At 44.0% G+C, this 19,663-nt stretch carries 17 protein-coding genes; 11 read left to right on the forward strand and 6 right to left on the reverse strand.

All coding sequences use genetic code 11. The features are described from left to right. Window positions 1-8: 8 nt before the first annotated feature. The 3 genes from COP04_RS04795 (at window position 9) to COP04_RS04805 (ending at window position 4,103) form a co-directional block, all read left to right on the forward strand. On the forward strand, window positions 9-1,448 hold the full coding sequence (locus tag COP04_RS04795) for an oligosaccharide flippase family protein (protein ID WP_239984953.1): 1,440 nt from the start codon (window positions 9-11) through the stop codon (window positions 1,446-1,448). 67 nt (window positions 1,449-1,515) lie between these two features. Next, window positions 1,516-2,613: a right-handed parallel beta-helix repeat-containing protein gene (locus tag COP04_RS04800; protein WP_100486946.1), complete on the forward strand. Its 1,098-nt coding sequence runs from the start codon at window positions 1,516-1,518 to the stop codon at window positions 2,611-2,613. 407 nt (window positions 2,614-3,020) lie between these two features. Further along, window positions 3,021-4,103, forward strand: a complete 1,083-nt coding sequence (locus COP04_RS04805; RefSeq protein ID WP_100486947.1) for a glycosyl hydrolase family 28-related protein — start codon at window positions 3,021-3,023, stop codon at window positions 4,101-4,103. A 58-nt stretch (window positions 4,104-4,161) separates the two neighbouring features. Here COP04_RS04805 and COP04_RS04810 read toward each other — a convergent pair whose 3' ends face one another. From COP04_RS04810 to COP04_RS04830, 6 genes are all read right to left on the reverse strand, one after another. Beyond that, window positions 4,162-5,301: a nucleotidyltransferase family protein gene (locus COP04_RS04810; protein ID WP_100486948.1), complete on the reverse strand. Its 1,140-nt coding sequence runs from the start codon at window positions 5,299-5,301 to the stop codon at window positions 4,162-4,164. A 415-nt stretch (window positions 5,302-5,716) separates the two neighbouring features. After that, window positions 5,717-5,845: a hypothetical protein gene (locus COP04_RS20430; protein WP_275656856.1), complete on the reverse strand. Its 129-nt coding sequence runs from the start codon at window positions 5,843-5,845 to the stop codon at window positions 5,717-5,719. 310 nt (window positions 5,846-6,155) lie between these two features. Further along, window positions 6,156-6,980, reverse strand: a complete 825-nt coding sequence (locus COP04_RS04815) for a hypothetical protein (RefSeq protein WP_100486949.1) — start codon at window positions 6,978-6,980, stop codon at window positions 6,156-6,158. 122 nt (window positions 6,981-7,102) lie between these two features. Further along, on the reverse strand, window positions 7,103-8,884 hold the full coding sequence (locus COP04_RS04820) for an ABC transporter ATP-binding protein (RefSeq protein ID WP_100489529.1): 1,782 nt from the start codon (window positions 8,882-8,884) through the stop codon (window positions 7,103-7,105). Window positions 8,885-8,943: 59 nt separating this feature from the next. Further along, window positions 8,944-9,468, reverse strand: coding sequence for a S24/S26 family peptidase (locus COP04_RS04825; protein WP_157800178.1), 525 nt, complete (start codon window positions 9,466-9,468; stop codon window positions 8,944-8,946). Then, window positions 9,461-9,751, reverse strand: a complete 291-nt coding sequence (locus COP04_RS04830; RefSeq protein ID WP_100486951.1) for a PqqD family protein — start codon at window positions 9,749-9,751, stop codon at window positions 9,461-9,463. The genes COP04_RS04825 and COP04_RS04830 overlap by 8 nt, the downstream gene beginning before the upstream one ends. Window positions 9,752-9,929: 178 nt before the next feature. On the opposite strand from COP04_RS04830, the gene COP04_RS04835 reads away from it, so the two are divergent. The 8 genes from COP04_RS04835 to COP04_RS04875 all read left to right on the forward strand — a co-directional run bounded on the left by COP04_RS04835 (window position 9,930) and on the right by COP04_RS04875 (window position 19,567). After that, entirely contained in the window at window positions 9,930-11,075 is a 1,146-nt protein-coding gene (locus tag COP04_RS04835) for a glycosyltransferase (protein WP_100486952.1), read from the forward strand. Between the two features lie 1,121 nt (window positions 11,076-12,196). Beyond that, on the forward strand, window positions 12,197-12,913 hold the full coding sequence (locus COP04_RS04845) for a L,D-transpeptidase family protein (protein WP_157800180.1): 717 nt from the start codon (window positions 12,197-12,199) through the stop codon (window positions 12,911-12,913). A 62-nt stretch (window positions 12,914-12,975) separates the two neighbouring features. Continuing rightward, window positions 12,976-15,150, forward strand: a complete 2,175-nt coding sequence (locus COP04_RS04850) for an Ig-like domain-containing protein (protein ID WP_100486955.1) — start codon at window positions 12,976-12,978, stop codon at window positions 15,148-15,150. A 207-nt stretch (window positions 15,151-15,357) separates the two neighbouring features. Beyond that, the gene (locus COP04_RS04855; RefSeq protein ID WP_239984765.1) at window positions 15,358-16,734 is read left to right on the forward strand and encodes a glycoside hydrolase family 1 protein; all 1,377 of its coding nucleotides are present in this window, start codon (window positions 15,358-15,360) and stop codon (window positions 16,732-16,734) included. 23 nt (window positions 16,735-16,757) lie between these two features. Beyond that, complete coding sequence (locus tag COP04_RS04860) at window positions 16,758-18,101, forward strand: PTS sugar transporter subunit IIC (protein WP_100486956.1); 1,344 nt, start codon at window positions 16,758-16,760, stop codon at window positions 18,099-18,101. A gap of 27 nt (window positions 18,102-18,128) precedes the next feature. Then, a complete protein-coding gene (locus COP04_RS04865; protein WP_100486957.1) occupies window positions 18,129-18,440 on the forward strand; it encodes a PTS sugar transporter subunit IIB in 312 nt (103 codons plus the stop codon). Then, a complete protein-coding gene (locus COP04_RS04870) occupies window positions 18,440-18,763 on the forward strand; it encodes a PTS lactose/cellobiose transporter subunit IIA (RefSeq protein WP_100486958.1) in 324 nt (107 codons plus the stop codon). Before COP04_RS04865 ends, COP04_RS04870 begins: the two co-directional genes overlap by 1 nt. 84 nt (window positions 18,764-18,847) lie before the next feature. Further along, complete coding sequence (locus COP04_RS04875) at window positions 18,848-19,567, forward strand: GntR family transcriptional regulator (RefSeq protein WP_100486959.1); 720 nt, start codon at window positions 18,848-18,850, stop codon at window positions 19,565-19,567. Window positions 19,568-19,663: the final 96 nt, after the last annotated feature.

A 19,663-nucleotide genomic window follows, 5' to 3' on the forward strand; every position in this document is an offset into this window, starting at 1 on the left:
GATTGAATGTGAGAAGAAATTATATGTATACGGTTCTTTATCAATGCACAGTTATGCTGGTTCCGTTAATTACGGTCCCTTACGTTTCCCGCGTTCTGCTCCCGGAAGGAATCGGTGTTTTTGCTTATACATCATCGATCGCTCAATACTTTTCACTGATCGGGATGCTGGGCATCGGGGTATATGGCAATAAGATAATCGCTATGAGCCGGGATGATAAAAAAGAGATGAGCCGGAATTTTTTTGGCATCTACTGTTTGCAGATCTTTCTCTCGGCCTTATCTATTCTGGGATACCTGGCACTTGTCTTTTTATTCATTCATTCAGAACGGCAGATTGCCATGATTCAGACGATCGCGCTTCTTGGGACGCTGGCTGACTGTACCTGGTTCTTCAGCGGACTTGAATTGTTCGGGGGAATCGTTCTAAGAAATACATTGATCAAGGTCGTTGGCCTGATTGCTATCTTTATTTTTGTTAAACATGCAGGAGACCTGGCTCTGTATACCTGGATCATGTGCCTGTCGACTTTTCTCGGACAGTTAGTCATGTGGTTCTATGTCCGCAAACTGATTGTACGCGTTCACCTTTCCTTTAGATCAGTTCTGAAACATATCCGGCCGACCTTGGTCTATTTTTTGCCGGAAGTGGCACTCCAAATCTACTTTGTATTGGATAAAACGATGATCGGGCTCTTATCGACAAAGAGCGAAGTCGGAATCTATGATTACTCGGATAAAATTCAAAAAATGGCGCTCTCTGTTGTTACTTCTCTCGGGACCGTTATGCTGCCGAGAATGACCCATACTTTTGCATCCGGCCAGTTCAATCGGGCAAAGCACTACATCATGAAGTCCCTGGACTTTTCCACATTGCTCGGGATTCCGATCACGTTCGGACTGGCCGGAATCGCCAAGGAATTTGTGCCCTGGTACATGGGCGACAGTTTTATGAAATGTGTCACGGTTTTGATTCTGATCAGTCCGACCATTTTTCTGATGGCATGGAGCGGGGTTTTCGGTTCGCAATATCTGGTGCCTCTCGGCAAAATGAAAGAGTATACCCTTTCACTCTATGCAGGAGCGATTGTCAATTTTACTGTTAATTTATTTCTGATCCGGTCATTCGGTTCTATCGGCGCCTCAATCGGAACCCTTGCCGCGGAACTGTCAGTGACACTCGTTCAGATCTATTTTATTAAGAACATCATTCCTTTTAAAAAGATTCTGCCTAGAACGGTGATCTATCTTTTCGCGGGAGCAGTGATGTACCTTCTGGTGAGAGCGGCCGGCCAGTATTTAGGATCGTCAATAATCACGACCGTTGTCCAGATTGGTGTGGGTTCCTGTTCTTACTTAATGATCATCATGGTCTGTGAATATTTCATGAAAGGCGGGATCCTGCTGAACGAGCTTAAGAAAAGGATGGGTTGGATAAATGAGGTTTAGTCTTCTAGTCTAGTATAAGAGGATTTAGAAAAACAATGGTCAAAGCGGCCTGAAGGGAGTAAACGGGATGTCACGAAGCGTAAGGATCAGTGTTCTCTTAGTTGCGGCTCTGGCCGTGATCTGCGGATTGGAAATTTACAGCATTTTCAGCTTTCACAGAAACGCTGCCTTTCCTGGACACCAACCGGTGACAAAGACTCTGGATATCCATTCGAATCCCGCTTTGATTCAGGCGAAGTCTTATCATGTAGCCGGGAATGGGAAGACGGATGATACGGATCATATCCGGCAGGCTATCAGTGCCGCGGCAGCGATAAGCGGTACCGTCTTTTTTGGCAAGGGCACCTATCTGGTGTCCGGCCCGATCGATATTCCCAGTAATGTCTCAATCATTGGATCAGGCAAAGATCAGACGATTTTTAAAGCAGCGAAGCGGAACAACGACCATATTTTTTCGCTCGGCGGCAACCAGACTGTAGAAAACGTCAGTTTTGATTCCAGACTCGGAATTATGCCCGCAGGTGATGGGATCACGATTGATGGCTGTAAATTTATGAGCAGTGTTCAGGGTATTCAGAACGCTGTCACTGTTCATTATCTAACTGTGATCAATTGTCTGTTTGAAAAATCGGGATACGGCATCCTTTCCAATCAGCAGCCGAGCTATGATGTGAAAGTGATTAATTGCCGTTTCATCAATAACTATGGAGATGCCGTTGAAATCAACGCGTCAAGCGATGGGTGGGTGATTGAAAACTGTACATTCAGCGGCATCTCCAGTAACACGCCCAATGCTGGTTTTGGTGTCGGTGCTGCTATTTCCGCAAAGAATATTGTGATTAAAGGGTGTACTTTCGAAAGGATTGACGGCCAGGGCGTACATGCCGAAGATCATTCCCAGGTAGCGATTATCAATTGTGCCTTCAGAAATAATGGCTTTCGGAACTACCCGGGCAGTCCTAAAGCGGATATTGCCGTACTCTCGCAAGCAGAGGTCTTCATCGATCATTCTTTCTTTCTGGCGTCCGACTCAAATTACAGCAAACTGGCAATCTATAATACCGATCTGCCTGTTGGCGGTTCGGTCACCGTTAATTCCTCAAAATTCTATCACAAGAGTATCGGGGCGCCGATCACTTCTGCCAGTAACCGGTTTATCCAATAAGCAAGGTTAGAAACATCTATCATGAATCCATCTTTTTACTGCATGTCAAATTGTGTCTGAGTATTGCAGACGCAAAGATTTCCTCATTCTTTTTCCCAATTAATATGAAAATTTTTTTCCTCTGCTGGACTAATTTTACCAATCCGAAAAATCAACGTGAACAAAATAAGGAAGAAATATGGATATTTTATGAAATAAAAGAATAAGTGCACTCCAGTCTTGTCGAATTATTGCAATATATGTCGCAAGAGAATACAATCCATGAGTATTGCTAGAAAGATATTTTCATAGGAAAGGCGGGAGGAGTGCTACAGCCGAGTGTGCGGCTGCGTCAAAGGCTCTGCAAAAGGGCAGGGCCTTCCATGGACTCTGATCTTCAACCCATCCCAATTTGAAAGGTGATTTTGATGTCAAGGGTGTTATCAAAAAAAAAACTGATACTTATTGCTGTGACGACTATAACTCTTTTGTTTGCCGCGTGGGCCGTTAATGTACATAGAGGATTCCTGTTTGAGAGCAAGCAAGCCGATGCCAAGTCTTCTCCAAAAATCATACTGGCAAAAGATTTTCATGTGAAAGGAAACGGGAAGACAGACGATGCGGATAATATCAGCAGGGCGATTAATGCGGCAGCGGCTGTCCATGGAACTGTTTACTTTAATAAGGGCGTTTATCTTGTTTCCTATCCGATTGAGATACCGCAATATGTTTCGATCGTGGGGGCGGGCGGAACACAGACAACATTTAAAACGACCAATCGGAAGATTAACGATGTTTTTTCGTTGCGGGGAAATCAAACATTGAAAAATATCGGATTCATTTCAAAAATCGGTATCTGGCCGATGGGCAACAATATCAAAGTAGACGGCTGCAAATTTATAAGCTCGGTTCAGGGCATTCAAATGGCCTCAACGGTGCGCAATTTTACAGTTGTCAATTCGCTTTTCACAGGATCAGGATACTCGATCCTTTCCAATCAGCATCCGAGCTATGATGTGACAATCAGCCACAGCAAATTCCTGAACAATTATTCAGACGATATTGAAATTAATGCACCAAGTCAGCGATGGACGATTGACAGCTGTACATTCAGCGGTATTTCGAGCAATACACCGTCGGCGGGCTTTGGTGTCGGCGCAGCCTTGTCTGCGAAGAATATTGTGATTAAGAATTCGACATTCAATAATATAGCAGGACAGGCCGTGCATGCTGAAGATCATTCACAGGTCGCGATTACGAACAGTAAATTCCAGAATAACGGTTATATCCACTACCCAGGCAGCCCGGAAGCGGATATTGCCGTGCTCTCCAGAGCCAATGTCAATGTCAGTCACAGCTTTTTTTACAAGTCCAATAAATGGTACAGCGGGTTAGCCATTTATAATACGGACTGGCCAGTCGGTGGAAAACTCGCAGTCAGTTCATCAAATTTCTACCACAAAATCGTTAACTGGCCTGCTCAGCTTCAAAAAAACAAATTTTATAAGTAAAAGTTCAAGATGGTCGGCAAATCCAGACCCCCTGATCGATATGGGTGGGAGGAGCCGGTCATTTTTCTCTTTCCGCCCTGCCTTTTTTCAGGTGGGTAGAATCTGAAGAAAACAGTCCGCTAAAGCGATGTGCATACAACAGGATATATTGAATCATCCGCGGATATCGTTCATCGCATGAGTGCATTGTGCGCGACATCGTGATCGGATCGGGCAAGATCTCGCGCCTGAAAAAGGTCCATTTTTGCTGCCAGGTGTCGTAATCGTCCAGTTGTTTCATCCGTCTGACCAAAGTGGGCCACGTTGCCTCCGGGTCGTTGTCTGTGCCTAGTATGCTTTTGTCCCACCACGTCCGTTTGCCGGTTCTGAGCGGCAGTGGCAGCGTCACGTTGAGATGCGGAAATTCCCTGTAAACGATGATCAGCGAGTGGACGATACGCCGGTATGTCTTCTGACATTTGGCAAAAACAAGCAGATCTTTGTAGTCAAGCTTGCCATCCAGACTGTGTATCATCTGAATGATGTCGATGAAATATTTCCAGTTGTTGAATTCATGGTTCCATCCGTGGAGACAGATCAGAAAAAACATATGAAGGTCTGAAAGTTCTCTTACGAAGCTGGCCTGATTCCTAGGAACAGAATCTTTCCAAAGAGCGTCCATATTCAGAGAGGAGGTACCCTTTCTAAGGATGTGCCAGTGCACTTCGACGTACAGGTCAAAATTATATTTGGGCAGGACTTTGTGAAAGACTTTGTGAAAGTGTTCCGGTTCGTATTGGATGCCGGAACTAAATCCAAGGCTTCCCAGCGCGGTCGCAGCTGCATCCATTTGCTGCGGTTTCACAAGTATATCGAGATCGGAAGTGCTCCTGGCATTGAGCGATCCGAAGTATTTTTCGGCAAACAGCGGCCCTTTAAACGGAATCACATGGATCCCCAGACTTTCAAACAGGTCGAGAAGCCGTTCCATCTCTTTAGCGATAACGGCGCTGATCATCATGTTTCGCATGGATCGAATTTTTAATTCATTTTGGAAGAATAACGGCGTTTCATCTAACCTGTGTCGGACCTTCAGCAGAAAGCAGAGCTGTGAAGAGATCAACAGCGACTGTGAATCATCGAGAACATGACGATAAAATGCATCGCTTTGCGGAACCGGTAATTGTGGATCGAATAGTGCGCGCAGAAGTTTCAGCATGACTGACTCTCCTCGTTATGAAAGTTATGTAGGGCTGCATTCTCAGATGGCAGTTTGTATCCTGTGATTCCATTATATGGTTTAGGACGTTACACTAATGTTACCATGATTAATTGGAAACATTTTGATATAATCACTTTATTCATCAATAAAGGTAAAAAAAGGGAAACGTGGGGGCACGTTTCCTTGTCTACAGCAGAGACCGGTTGATCTGAAAATCATTACCATCCCTTATTGCCGCTTGGCTTGCTTCCATAAGAATCTGTGCTGGCATCAGCATGGAACTGAATACTCTCATGACCGAGAACGAGCGGACGAAGAGACTTCTCTTCCTTGCAGGCTGTTTTCTCGATGATCGTTCACCTCCGTTTCACCGTTATTGGCCGTTGTAGTTCATTCCGGAATTACAGCCGATTCAATTCTTACAGCTGCTTGGCTTGCTTCCGAAAGAACCTGTGCTTGCATCGGCGTGGAACTGAATGTTTTCATGACTGAGAACAAGAGGGCGAAGAGACTTTGCTTCGTTGCGGGCTGTTTTCTCCATGATCGTTCACCTCCTTTTTGCTGTACTGACGGTAGGATGAGGCAGGAAAATCGTTATCCCGGAACCACAGCCGCTTAACTTATACAGTTACTTGGCTTGCTTCCGAAAGAGTTTGTGCTGGCATCGGCATGGAACTGAATGTTTTCATGACTGAGAACAAGCGGTCGAAGAGACTTTGCTTCGTTGCTGATTGTTTTCTCCATGGTTGTTCACCTCCCTTATAAAACGATTCGCAGCATTCAATAATAAGATTGAAGCATTGTATCAATACTCCATGATTCCAGTATAATTATTTCCCGTTACATCATCGTTACGCTCTGGCTTCAACTGCTTCCTGATGATAATCCGGTTGTGAAATCAGCTGCCAGAATGAATTGTTCTTTTGAAAATATAGATCGTAGACCGGAACCTGATCAATCATTGTTTTAAAGAGCAAAAGGATTTTCGGCATATCTTCCGGCTTGTTCGTCCAATAAAATGCCAGTTTATATAATTGCAGCAGAGCGCTGCTTTTTTTGATTTGAATTCTTTTATTCTCCGAACTCTGATGCAGTAACTGAATACTGCTGAGCGGACAGGAATCTTCAATGTTATTCGCAGGAATATCGCTGCGGAAAGGTGAGTTGAAGACCGTGATCCCTGCCGGAGTAATTTTGATCAGTGTTGCTTCATCTGAAAGCAACTGGCGCGGCTTCGACAGGCGTGCAGCTGTCGATTTGCCGACGCCCGACTCACCGGCAAATAAATGTGCCTGTCCGCCGTCAATAACACAGGAGGAGTGAATCAGGATCCCCCAATTGAGATGAAGGAGATAACTGCTGTAAAAATTGAGCAAGGCGTGCTTTAGGGCTGTTTTGTCATAGGCACGGATAACGGCTTTTTTAAAATCCCTGTCGATTTCCAACAGGTAATCTGTCCGCCTATAGAGAGTTCCGCCGGCAGCGTCGCTGATTGCAACGTGGAAGTCACTGAAAGGGGACCCGTAGTTCCCCAAAATGTCTAATGTGACATTAATCGCTCCGAAGGCCGAAGAGTTGACAAACTGGAAGTTAGGTTCAATCAACTCCCAAAGGTTAGTAGAATCACAGGTCATTTGAATGAGGTGCTCGTCCACGAGCGCGATTTTTTTAATCATACTGAATTTCTCCTTTGAATGTGGTGGCAAAAATGCCAATTGGCACAGTAAAAAGTCCGTCAGCAATGTATCTAAATTAAGGAGTGATCTGACTGCACATAGTTGGTCAGACAATTATCAGATTATATTAATGCGCGGCTTTGCTTTTCTTTCACAAAATCGGCTTGATGGAGTCTTCGATAGAGACCTTTTTCAGCCATCAATTTTTCGTGAGTTCCTTCCTGAACAATTTCCCCTTTATTCATGACCACAATTTTATCCGCATTCCGAATCGTCGAAAGGCGATGGGCAATGACAAGTGTCGTCCGGCCGGCCATAAGCTGATCAATGGCCGATTTTACCTTCATCTCTGTTTCCCCGTCCAGAGATGAAGTGGCCTCGTCCAGAAGAAGAATCGGCGCATTTTTCAGCATCGCTCTCGCGATGGCCAGTCTCTGCTTCTGACCGCCTGAAAGAAGCAATCCCCGTTCTCCGATCAGCGTGTCGTAGCCATCGGGCAAAGATTGAATAAAGTCATGAATGGATGCGGATTTGGCCGCCTGCTCAATTTCATACCTGCTTCTTTCCCGGCCAAGAAGCAGGTTGTCCCGAATGGTTCCGTTGAACAGCGTGGGATCCTGTGGCACATGGGCAATGCATCTTCTCAGTTCAGAAAGCGGCATTTCATTAATCGGATGCCCGTTCATGCGAATGACGCCTGATTGCGGCTGATAAAAATTTAATAACAAAGAAAAGAGCGTCGATTTTCCCGCACCACTGAAACCGACGATCGCCGTTTTTTTCCCCGCAGGGACTGAAAGGCTAAAATAAGTGAGTACCGGTTTGTCTGGTTTGTAGCAAAAACTGACACGATCAAATTCAATCGACTGAGGGGAAACAGGATGAATCGCGGGAAGTGTCCCTGGATCGGGAAGCCGGCCTGCTTCCAGCGGAAGATCAAAGACATGCTGGATCCGTTCGATCGATCCTGATGCCTTCTGAAATGCGGCCCAGTTCCCGGCAGCACCGGTCAGAGGATACACCAGTTGGTCGACGAGCGTGATAAAGGTGACTAGAGCGCCGACCGTCATTTGATTTCTGGAAACAAAATAGGCGCCAAGGCAAAGGCTGGCAAGAAATGTTGCACTGACGGCGGTCTGGCCGCCAGCATAATAAAGACCGCGCAGATTTGCGTTTTTCATCTCCAGATGGTATAAATTATGATTCTGTCTGGTGTACCGTTGAAAGAAAACACGCTCAAGAACGAAGGAACGGAGTACTGAAAAGCCCTGAAGCGTTTCACTTACAATCTGGGTATTGTCACCGGCAAGATTATTAATCTGACGGCTGTTTTGCCGCATCAGCAGTCCAAAAACCGCGCTCCCGGCGATCGCGGCAGGTGCGATCGCCCAGCTAATCAGTGAAAGTACAGAATTGATATGAAAAAGATAAATAAAAACACAAAGATAAACCAGCGGAAGGCGAAGCAGGTCGACCAGACGGCTGCCCAGCATATTTTCAATCTGATTCATGTCGTTATCGAACCGTGAGATAAAATCGCCCGAACGGATTGAGGAGATTGTTTCGGCACGCAGGAGAAGCGTATGTCTGAAAAGAGCGATTTTCATGTCGCGTTTCACGCCGTATATCGCCGCACATTCGAAAAATGTATCCAGATAGCCAATCAGAATTATGGACAGGAGCAGAGCGATACCAAGGAAGGTCAGCCTAGACAGACCGACCAGGTTGCCCCTGGTTGCCGCGTCTGTGATTTTTCCGAAGAAAGAAGCGAATATGATCGTCAGCAATATCCGGGTGACCATTGTAAAGGACAGGCCGGCATAAGCTGGCCAGTGTTTCAGCAGAAAAGGCCAAATCAGTTTGAATGTCAGTTTGAAGTTACTCAGGCCGAATTTCTCAATCATCTTCACTGTTCTCACCCTCTGAAAGGATCCGGTCGCGCTATTCCGCAAGGCAGAACCGGCTAAACTTTGGATCGCTTAAAATCGCGCTTAAAATCGATGGTAATCTTTTTTTTAGCGCGGCTTCGCAGATTGAGATACTTATTGATGAGCCATGATAACCTTGGAACATCAAGAATCATCCGGCACCATGCACGATCGGACAGATGCGAGATGCGGAGTCGATGCTTTGCCGCCTTCATTCCTGTCAATACACCGATCAGCTGTCCAGGGGCTACAGGAGGATCAGGATACAGATTGGAATCTCCTTTGATGAGAAAGTATTCCCAGCCGTCTGGACTGACATTAGTTCTCAGATAGCGATGGGCAATCAGCCTTCCGGAATCATTCTGATAAAGGACAATGCAGCCTCTTTTTAGAGCAGAATCTTTCTCCAACCGGGAAAAAGTGCAGATGTCGCTTTGCTGAATATACGGAAACATGCTTTGTCCGTTTGCAGTCAGAATCATCTGCCCGTGGCGATTCAGTTCATCACGGATTGCAGAGGCTATTTTTTTTTCAGACAAGCGGCGGTGTTCATCAAGCATTTTCAATTAACCCGCAAGTCACCATCTTATCAAGAAACGCCTGAATATCTTTTTTCAGCTCAAGAAAATCCGTGTCACTCTGATCCGATTTTTGCTGACTTTCAAGCAAGGACTGTGCCAATGAATCGGCGTTCTGCCGTTCTTCCAGCATCGACCAGCACCAGCTTCCGGTACCGTTCAGATGGGTTACGGTTGAATCGTCCGTATTGATGATCATTAAGCTGTCTTCATCATCCACTTCAACTGTGTCACAATCTCTTCTCCTGGTATAATAGGATTCCATCAAATCATTCCTCCCATTTTTTTAGGATACTGTCTACCAGATTATCTTACAATTCATTCCATTACATCGCCGTTACCGGAGACAGTCCGTCAATCGGAAGGACATCCCATTGACGATGCCGAATACCTAATTAAAGAAAGCTTTTTTCCTCAGACTGTTCCATCCGGAAGGACAGAGAATGCAGATGATAGCAAAAGCAACTGCGCCACGAGGCCGCCGGTTCATAACAATTGCCTATTATATTTCCGATTATGGATACGGCCATGCAGCCAGAAGTGTGGCGATTATCAGAAGGTTATGCAGGGAAAAAAATTTGGATATAAAAATAATAATTTGCCATTCTTTTGCCTATGAGTTTCTGAACGAGTCCCTTTATGATCTTATCAGCAAAGACCAAGTTGTTATGAGGAGGCTGACGAATGATATCGGATATGTTCTTAAGCCGTACGATCTGCATCCCGATGCAGATGGTCTAAAGATAAAGTACGAACAATTTGTTCGTGGTTTCTCCGAATCTGCCCGCAAGGAAACCTTATTCCTAAAGAAAAATCATGTTGATCTGGTGATCAGTGATATCCCACCTGTCCCTTTTACGGCAGCCAGGGCGGCATCCGTTCCGTCAATTGGAATCTCCAATTTCACCTGGTACACTGCATACAGCGGTCTATTGACAGAAGAGGAACGGCAGCCCCTGCTGGACAGTTATCAGGATATGGATTATTTTTTTGCATTGGCCGGGAGCAGGGAAAGACTGTGGGGGAGAAAAGGGAACGAGTCGTTTGGATTCTTTTCACGTAATATACAGCTGGAAGAAGTTAAAAGGATTAAACGTCTGGTTGATCCAGAAGCTGTCAAAACGATTGTATTCTTTGGACTGGGCATGAAAATAGAAGCAGATAATCTTGCCTCTTTGAAATTGTGGAGAAGTAAAGACTGTGTTTTTCTTGTTTCCAGCAATATGGCCGTCATAGGTGAGAATATTCATCCCATACCGGGCCAGGATACTGAATCTCAGAACTATATTGCTGCCAGCGATATTGTCATTTCAAAACCGGGATGGGGGACAGTTGCGGAGGCTGTGTCGCTTCATAAACAGCTGATTCTGGTTACTCGTGATCAGATGAGAGAGGACAATGATACAGTCGCTTATTTGCGTCATCCGGGAAGATGTGTTCTTGTAAGGTGGGAGGATTTTCATGAGTTTCAGATTACGGAAGAAATCCATCAGGAAATGGGCGGGCAGGAGAAGAACCGAGGAGAAGATTCAGAGGATGTCGTTGATCATATTGCGGAGAGAATCTGTTCGATTATAGGCGGAGATTAGCAGCTGGGAAACAGGGTGCCGGTGTGACTAGCAACGAGCAGCTTATAATAAACATAGTAGCAGAAAATGAGCCCAGCTAATGGTGAATTAAAGACAATGATGCAGACAAAAAGCATTGCGATGGTTAGCCGGGTACCTTATTGATTTCAACACCAGCTGGGTGAACGGCTCGCCTTCTGACGTGCAGTACTATCTCATTTCGTTTAATTTTAAGTCCGGGAGCAGCGGCGCACTTTCAGTTTCTTAATCTTTCGAGTCCGACATTGGTCAGTGCAGGCGAACCGAACCAAAAATGCTGAAGAGCAGTGGTATTTTTGCTGGAAAAGCATCTGCTTTATACAAGCTGCAAATCAAGGACGCATCAATAAAATTCTCTGACCGCTCACGCAATGCTGGAAACTGGCAATGGTCTTTGTCGCTTGCAACAGGAATTCGGATAACAAGCGCCGGCAGAAAAGCGATCAGACCGCAGATCATTTATAACATTTACGGGAATTGGTGCTGTGGATTCGAATCCTGATCAGAGGGGGTCCGGATAAGCCTACAAGCAAGGCTGGTTCAACCCTGAAGCCGCAATTATTGCCGCCGCAAAATTTATCGGCAGCCAATAATATTAACAATCCGACCATCAGGACACCCTATATAAAATGCGCTGGAACCCTGCAAGTCCTGCAACCCATCAATATGCTTTGAATATTGGCTGGCGGTTAAACAGAGTTCGGTGATCCAAGGTTTGTATGGTCTCCGGTCGAGCTGTCCGATAAAATTTGATGTGCCGAAATATAAGAATTGGAGCTTATATAGATATGAAAGAACGCTCAGCAGTGTGAGAACATAGCTGGGCTATAATTTTATGTATTGATAAATTGATACAGAAACCGATAAATAGTTCACAGCACGGCTGATTAAGCCCTAAGCATTTCTGTGTCGGCTACAAGGCTAGCGGTAGCGGTGTAATCAGTATTGGAAAATTGTAGAATGAGAGGCAATTAATAGATCTATCATACAATTTGAAAGAATTTTAGCCCTTGAAAAAATAAACAAGTGGTGCCACTTGTTTATTTATGTATAATAAAAACAGTTACAACAAGTTATTGCTGCTTTTTGGAAGGATGGCCCATATGAAGTCAAATAGAAAAATAGTCTCGCTATTCGTGGTATGCCTGCTTGTCGTAGTACTGCTTTTTAATGGATCCGACGCAGAGGCGCAAAATAATATATATTCGAAATCAGTGAGTGAACAGATTGTCGATCAAATGAAAACAATAAGGGAAAATAAACAACTTATTCTCGTCACGGCAAGCGGATATCATAAAGACTCAGTGACCGTCCAAACCTTTAACAGGGGTAAAAATAATAAATGGCAGCGTGTGCTGATCACTACAGGAATAATAGGTAAGAGTGGATTTACGCACAGTTTCTCGGAATGGTCGGAAGGATCTCCGGTTGGCAAATATACGATTACACAGGCATTTGGACGTTATAAAAATCCGGGGACCAATCTCCCATATCATAGAATCAGCAAATCGGATGTATGGGTCGATAATGTTCACTCGAAATATTACAATACCCTGCAAAATATGTACCGTGTTCATCAATACAGTGAAAAAATGAATATTCCTCAATATGATTATGGATTTGTCATCAATTATAATACGCAACGGGTGAGGGGAAAGGGCAGTGCGGTGTTTTTCCATATCGCGCTCGGAAAATACAAATATACCTTGGGATGCACTGCGGTGTCGGAAGAAAATGTCGTCAGGATTATGAAATGGCTCAATCCGAAAGACAAACCGGTGATTATACAAACGGTGCAAAGTGAACTCAATAAATTTTAATAGTTTTAATCTAGTAATCTGAAAAACTTGCTTAGATATGATTAGGGAAAGAGGTGGACGGCTTGGAAAAAATAAAAAAGTTATTCTTCATGCTGATCGCTTCGTTGTTTATCTTTTCTTTTTCCCTAAGCACAGTCGACTACAATCAAGCGTATGCACAGTCATCCGGGACAGAGAGCCCTGTCTTGATCAGTAATGAATCGATAGACGGGAATAGTTCAGCAAACACTGTAACATTTGACCAGAAAGATCGCTCAAATCTGATCCGTTCTGTTGAGAAAAGTGCTCATCGGCTGGATTATGTAAAGCCATTTAATCCTCCAGTTGTCAAAGAAAACATGCTCCAAAAAAGCATGTTGCTTCGCTCTGTCAAACAATCTGAGAAGCTTGGCGCTTCACGCACATTTCAAGCTTCCAATCTTGTAACCAATACATACTATCCAGAAAAAGCAACTTTAGAATATGTGGGGTCGCATGCCGATGTTTGGGTCGGTGATCCACAGTTTACCTCAGCCGACGCCACAAGACTTGGCCAGGAATTTGACCGGATTATTTATCCCTTGGACGTTTCGAATTTCGGAAGCGCGCCGAATGTTGATGGGAGTGGTAAGATAAACATTCTTTGCTTCGACATTCAGGATGGATTTGACCCGAGCAATGGTTATTCCGACTATGACGCCGGATATTTTGATCCTAGAGACTTATTCCCGAACGACCCGCCCTATATAGAAAATTCAAATCAGACGGAAATTTTTTATATCGATACCAATCCATCAATGGGGACGGGGCCAACCAAAGATGTGACTGAGGCATTTTCAACGCTTGCTCATGAATTCCAGCATATGATTAATTTTAATCAAAAATTTCTGGTACAGCAGCATGATCCTATGGATACATGGATGAACGAAGGACTTTCGATGGCTGCAGAGCAGATCTACGCAGAGCAAGTCAATGCTAACGCTGTCCTGCAGGATCAAATTGATGACTATAACAACGATCCGGACATTGCCGATGGACATTCGCTTCTTTATTGGGATAATAGTGGAGATACGATTGCCAATTATTCATTGTCCTATCTGTTTATGGAGTATCTGCGCATTCAGTGCGGTCAGGGAAACGGTATCTTTAGGCAATTAATCAACGATCCGCACAGCAATTATGTGGCGGTTCAAGACCTGATCCATAAATATATCGATCCTCAAATGTCGTTCGGAAAGTTTATGACCGATTTTCGAATAGCATTATATTTGAAAAGGAGCACGGGCAGGTTTGGGTTTCATAATGAACCGGGATTTCAAAATATCGATCCAGTGGTTGATACTGACGACAGTTCCTCAGTCAGTCTGAGGAGTGGAGGGGCTATTGTCAAATGGATGAAGCTTTCATCCATTCCAAAGACACCTCAGCGAAATATTACTTATACAAATCTTGCAGACGGCCGTTTTAATGATACGGCCTCTCCAGCTATCCCAAAAGTGTATCAGGTGGCCGACAACAACACGTCGGTTACGGGTACAGCAGAAACCCGGTCGGTAATCACGGTAACATCAGGCAGCAGGCAAATCAGCATTGGCAATGCGAATAGCACTGGAGAATATCAAGTTCCGATTCCCACATTAAAGGCAGGGACATTGCTCGAAATCTATGCGACAGACGCCGCAGGGAATAAAAGCGGCGCGAAATCCATTAAAGTTATTGCAAGCTCGAAGCCTTTAAGCCGTTCTCAGGTGAGCATTGTTAATAATCGAGGAGCAGATGACAGAATTTATGTCAACTGTCTGCAGAAGGGCGATGTAATCCGTCTCTATAATTCCCAGAAACACTGGCTAAAAACCCAGACGGCCAAGGGGAGCTCAACTATACTGTACGTTCATCAGCTGGGCAGTCAGTCCGGGAATGTTTATTTATCAGTCACGCATCCTCATTTGGGGACCAGCAATTGGACAAAGGTGTACTTTAGCGGTGAAATCTCCGCTGCCTTAAGATCGAGCCAGATCAAAGTATATAATTATAAACACCGCTATGATCAAGTCAGAGTCTACAGAATTAAAAAGGGCGACGACATCAGAGTTTACAATTCCAGAAACAGATTGATTGCGCAAAAGATTTCAGGTGGCAGTTCAGTCACTTTATATATCCGCCAGCTTGGACGAGGCAAGGGTCACATTTACATGACAATCACACATTACCATATGAGAGAGAGCAGTAAGACGTATGCCGCTTTCAAAGGAGAATAAAGAATAGCGCGCGTACCAGAAAAAAACAGTGCCTCCTGTAAATATCAGGGAGGCACTGTTTTTATAGTTTAAAAAAAGGACGAAATAATGCCCTAAAACTAAATGGGTTTTTTGTGGGAAAAAAGAAAACACAAATATAATAAAATGTATTTACATTTTATTATAAAGCGCTTACAATTGACATGTTGGATGAAGGGAGATGTGATTGTGCTGGTGAAATTAAAAGATGATTTTTTATGGGGGACTTCTGTTTCATCGATGCAGACGGAGGGAGCAGTCAATGAGGGGGGAAAGGGTCCATCAGTTTATGACGAACCAGATCTTTGTGTCAGAGGTAAAGCATCGGACTGGAAGATAGCTACTGATGATTACCATCGCTATGACGAAGACATTGCCATGATGAAAGAAATGCATTTTAATTGTTACCGCTTTTCAATATCGTGGTCGCGGGTGTTTCCATCGGGAGACGGAGCCGTCAATGAGGAAGGTCTGAAGTTTTACGACAGTCTGATTCGGCGGTTAAAGGACAATCATATTGAACCGATGATTTGTTTGTATCACTTTGATATGCCTGCACATTTAGCGAGGAAATATAATGGCTTCGCCTCAAGGTATGTCGTCGATGCATTTGTTCGTTATGGGAAGATCATTATTGATCGTTATAAAGATCAGGTCAAGTACTGGCTGACTTTTAACGAACAGAATATTTTCGGGTGGGACAGTTCGATAGGCGGGTGCTATTTACCGCCAAACGAAAAGCTTATTTATCAGGTGAATCATAATGCGTTGATCGCTCACGCAAGAGTCGTCAGCTACCTGCATCAAAAAGTTCCTCATGCATTAGCCGGTGGAATGATTGCTTATCAGCTTCGCTACCCGGCAACAACACTGCCTAAAGATCAGCTGATTACTCAGGAGATTGATGAACGGCTGAACCAGTTTTATTTTGAAGTCTATGCCAACGGAAAGTATCCGGACTATATGGTTCAGTACTTAAAAAATCACCATTGCTTTCCACAATTTGAACAAGGCGATGAAAAAGATTTGAAAGATGGAAAGGCAGACTTCCTTTCTTTCAGTTATTATGCGAGCAGTGTCATCAGTGCCAATCGTATTCCGCCGAATCTCCCTTTTTTTCAATTTGATCAGTATGGGAAGATAGAGAATGCTCTGGTTGGAACAACCGAGTGGAACTGGCAGATTGATCCCATTGGTTTCCGTCTGGCACTTGTTAAAACAGCGAACCGCTACCATCTTCCGGTTTTTCCGATTGAAAATGGAATGGGGGTTAATGAACAACGTGATGAAGACGGGCAGATCAATGATTTCTATCGCATCGATTACCATCGTGAACATATTGATGAAATGAAACGGGCTATTTTTGAAGACGGTATTGATTGTCTCGGATATCTTTCATGGGGTGCAATAGATATCATAAGTTCTCAAGGACAGATGAAGAAGAGATATGGCTTTGTTTATGTCAATCGCGATGACAGTGAAATCAGAGACCTGAAGCGAATCCCTAAAAAAAGCTTTTACTGGATGCAAAAAGTGGTCATGACAAATGGGGAAGATCTCCGTTGATCAAATAACATGGAGGGATTAAAATGAATTTTGAAAGCGGTTTCTTGAAAAGATTTACGATTTTTTCGCAGAAGCTAGGCGCCCAGGTTCATTTACGTTCTCTGCGCGATGCATTTGCAACGATCATGCCTCTTTTCATTCTGGCAGGCTTGGCTGTCCTGTTTAATAATGTTGTTATTTTACCCACTGGATTTATGTCAAAAATCGTACCGGCCAGTGTACTGACTCAATGGCAGACCTGGGGAAACCTGATTACTAACGGGACGATGAACCTGTCTTCAATAGTCATCGCTGGGGCGATTGCCTATCATCTGGCAGTCAATAAAAGATTTAAAAACCCGATTGCTGCAGTAATTAACGCCCTGTCGTGCTCCGTTGTGATGCTGCCCCTGGTCGCTCAAGTTGCTGCGATCGCTCAGCCGGATAGGCTTGTGAAGGTTTCAGGAGCCATTTCCTATGCACAGATCGGGACGCAAGGCATGTTTTCCGGAATCGTTGTGGGCCTGCTTGGGACAGAGATTTTCATGAAGCTGTCAAAGTCAAAAAGACTGCAGTTTAATCTGGGCAACGGTGTGCCGCCTGCTGTCGCCAATTCATTTCGTGTCATGCTACCTATTATCTTTTCAATCTGCCTGTTTTCTTTTGTTTCTTTTATTCTACAGGTCTATGTACACATGGACTTTGTGGCTTTGGTCGGCATATTGATTCAGCAGCCGCTTAAAGCAGTCAACACAAGTTTGCCTGGATATCTACTGATTGTGGCCTGTAGCAATCTGCTGTTTTCTGTCGGCATTCATCAGGCGGTGCTTTCAGGGCCACTGCTTGATCCGGTTTTACTGGCCAATATGAACGAAAATATGAAAGCATTTGCCGCTGGGCAGCACATCCCGAACATTATCAATTATTCATTCCACAATATCTATTCGATCATGGGTGGATCAGGAGCAACTTTTGCCCTGCTCATCGCAATCTTTATTTTTAGCAAAAACAGGGCGTCAAGGGATGTTGCCAAGCTTTCGATCGCACCTGGTATCTTCAATATCAACGAACCAGTCATTTTTGGGTTGCCGATCGTATTCAATATTCCGATGATGATTCCATTTATCTTGTCACCTGCTATTTCATCCGTTATTGCTTATCTGGCAACGTATTTTGGATGGATGAGACCTTGCGTGGTGATGATTGCCTGGACGACTCCACCTTTTATCAATTCGTTTCTGGCCACAGCGGGTGACTGGAGGGCCCCCGTTGTCCAATTGTTTATTATCGTTGTCCTTACGTTGATCTATCTGCCATTTTTGAAGGTTCATGATCATCTCTTGGAATTAAGTGCGAAAAAGGCGGCTGAAGAATCAGAAAAAAAGTAAGTAAACCTAAAAGGGGAGTGTTCGATCATGATTCATATTTTGCTGGCCTGCGCGTCGGGCATGTCGACGAGCATGGTTGTCAAAAACATGGAAAAAGCGGCACGGGACAAGGGGATTGAAGCCAAAATCTGGGCTGTTCCTGAGGTTGAAGTCGAAAATGAGAAGGATCATGTGGATGTCATACTGCTCGGGCCACAGGTAAGTTTTCTTGAGGATGAAGTAAAGACTATGGTGAATAACAAAATTCCTGTGGCAGTTATTGATATGATGGATTACGGAAAGATGAATGGAGAGGCGGTATTGAATCAGGCACTTGAATTAATTGGAGGCGGCAAGTGATGGAAGGGTTAGAGGAGAAAATTTTTACAATCATCAGCAATGTCGGCACAGCCAAAGGAAGATATGTTGCAGCACTGAATGCGAGCAAAAAAGGCGACATATCTTTGGCAAATCAGCTAATAAAAGATGGAGATAAGTTTCTCATTGAAGGGCATAAAATTCATAGCAAATTAGTACAGCAGGAAGCATCGGGAGAGGGTGAGAGCATTTCTCTTTTGCTGATTCATGCAGAGGACCAATTCATGAGTGCCGAAACAGTGAAACTTTTGGTTAAAGAGCTCATTGAAGTTTATGGCAAGATCAACAAATTAGGTATTAGCTGAAAATTTATTCCGATGGTACAGGGATACGGAAAATTGATATAATATCCCTGTATCTTTTATTAATTGGGTGAGGGGGATTCAAAGATGGTACAGCATAAAAATATAGCCAACATTCTTGAAAAAAGAATACAAAACCATGTCTACCCTCCCTTATCCCAGATTCCGACACAAAATGAATTGGCGGATGAGTTTAATACAAGCAGGGTGACCATTAAGAAAGCCATCGATACCTTAATCGCTGAAGGATTATTGGTTAGCAATCGTGGATCAGGGACATTCGTTATGTCCAATCCTCTTATCAATGAAATGAATTTCAGCGGTAAAAGCTATACGGGATTAACAGCAACCATGGGTGAGGAAAAAGACAGAATATCCAGTGCTATTATTAAGTTTGAAAGTGATTTTCCAAATTCAAGACTTCAGAAAATCTTGTTGCTGGGAGAAACAAGCCCAATCTATCATATTATCCGGTTACGCAACTTAGACAATGAACCCTTTCAACTGGAGCACACTTTTATGCCCATTGATGTCATTCCCGGAGTAAACAAGGAAATACTCTTTCATTCCATTTATTCGTATATCCAGGACTCCCTCGGCCTTAAAATAGGCAGCAGTTACCGGATCATCAAGGCCGTAAAGCCGGATGAACTGGATATCACCTATCTGGACTGCAAAACTGATGATCCGATTCTCGAAGTGGAACAGGTAGTATATCTGGATAATGGTGTACCCTTCGAATATTCTCGGTCGAGGCATCGTTACGACAAGGGCGGCATCGTGATTAATAATCAGATTGATTTGTGAACAGTATTTGTGGAGATACACCTGATGAGTAAAATTGGAAATATTAGTGTGCCTTCTTTAATTTTTTGACAATGCTAAAACAGGCCTACTTCGTAT

This window comes from Sporolactobacillus pectinivorans (genome assembly GCF_002802965.1).
GTDB lineage: Bacteria > Bacillota > Bacilli > Bacillales > Sporolactobacillaceae > Sporolactobacillus > Sporolactobacillus pectinivorans.

Coding starts and splice junctions, on each gene's coding strand:
- COP04_RS04800 (WP_100486946.1), top strand. CDS start 1,516: ATGTCACGAAGCGTAAGGATCAGTGTTCTCTTAGTTGCGGCTCTGGCC.
- COP04_RS04805 (WP_100486947.1), top strand. CDS start 3,021: ATGTCAAGGGTGTTATCAAAAAAAAAACTGATACTTATTGCTGTGACG.
- COP04_RS04810 (WP_100486948.1), bottom strand. CDS start 5,301: ATGCTGAAACTTCTGCGCGCACTATTCGATCCACAATTACCGGTTCCG.
- COP04_RS20430 (WP_275656856.1), bottom strand. CDS start 5,845: ATGGAGAAAACAGCCCGCAACGAAGCAAAGTCTCTTCGCCCTCTTGTT.
- COP04_RS04815 (WP_100486949.1), bottom strand. CDS start 6,980: ATGATTAAAAAAATCGCGCTCGTGGACGAGCACCTCATTCAAATGACC.
- COP04_RS04820 (WP_100489529.1), bottom strand. CDS start 8,884: ATGATTGAGAAATTCGGCCTGAGTAACTTCAAACTGACATTCAAACTG.
- COP04_RS04825 (WP_157800178.1), bottom strand. CDS start 9,468: ATGCTTGATGAACACCGCCGCTTGTCTGAAAAAAAAATAGCCTCTGCA.
- COP04_RS04830 (WP_100486951.1), bottom strand. CDS start 9,751: ATGGAATCCTATTATACCAGGAGAAGAGATTGTGACACAGTTGAAGTG.
- COP04_RS04835 (WP_100486952.1), top strand. CDS start 9,930: ATGCAGATGATAGCAAAAGCAACTGCGCCACGAGGCCGCCGGTTCATA.
- COP04_RS04845 (WP_157800180.1), top strand. CDS start 12,197: ATGAAGTCAAATAGAAAAATAGTCTCGCTATTCGTGGTATGCCTGCTT.
- COP04_RS04860 (WP_100486956.1), top strand. CDS start 16,758: ATGAATTTTGAAAGCGGTTTCTTGAAAAGATTTACGATTTTTTCGCAG.
- COP04_RS04865 (WP_100486957.1), top strand. CDS start 18,129: ATGATTCATATTTTGCTGGCCTGCGCGTCGGGCATGTCGACGAGCATG.
- COP04_RS04870 (WP_100486958.1), top strand. CDS start 18,440: ATGGAAGGGTTAGAGGAGAAAATTTTTACAATCATCAGCAATGTCGGC.
- COP04_RS04875 (WP_100486959.1), top strand. CDS start 18,848: ATGGTACAGCATAAAAATATAGCCAACATTCTTGAAAAAAGAATACAA.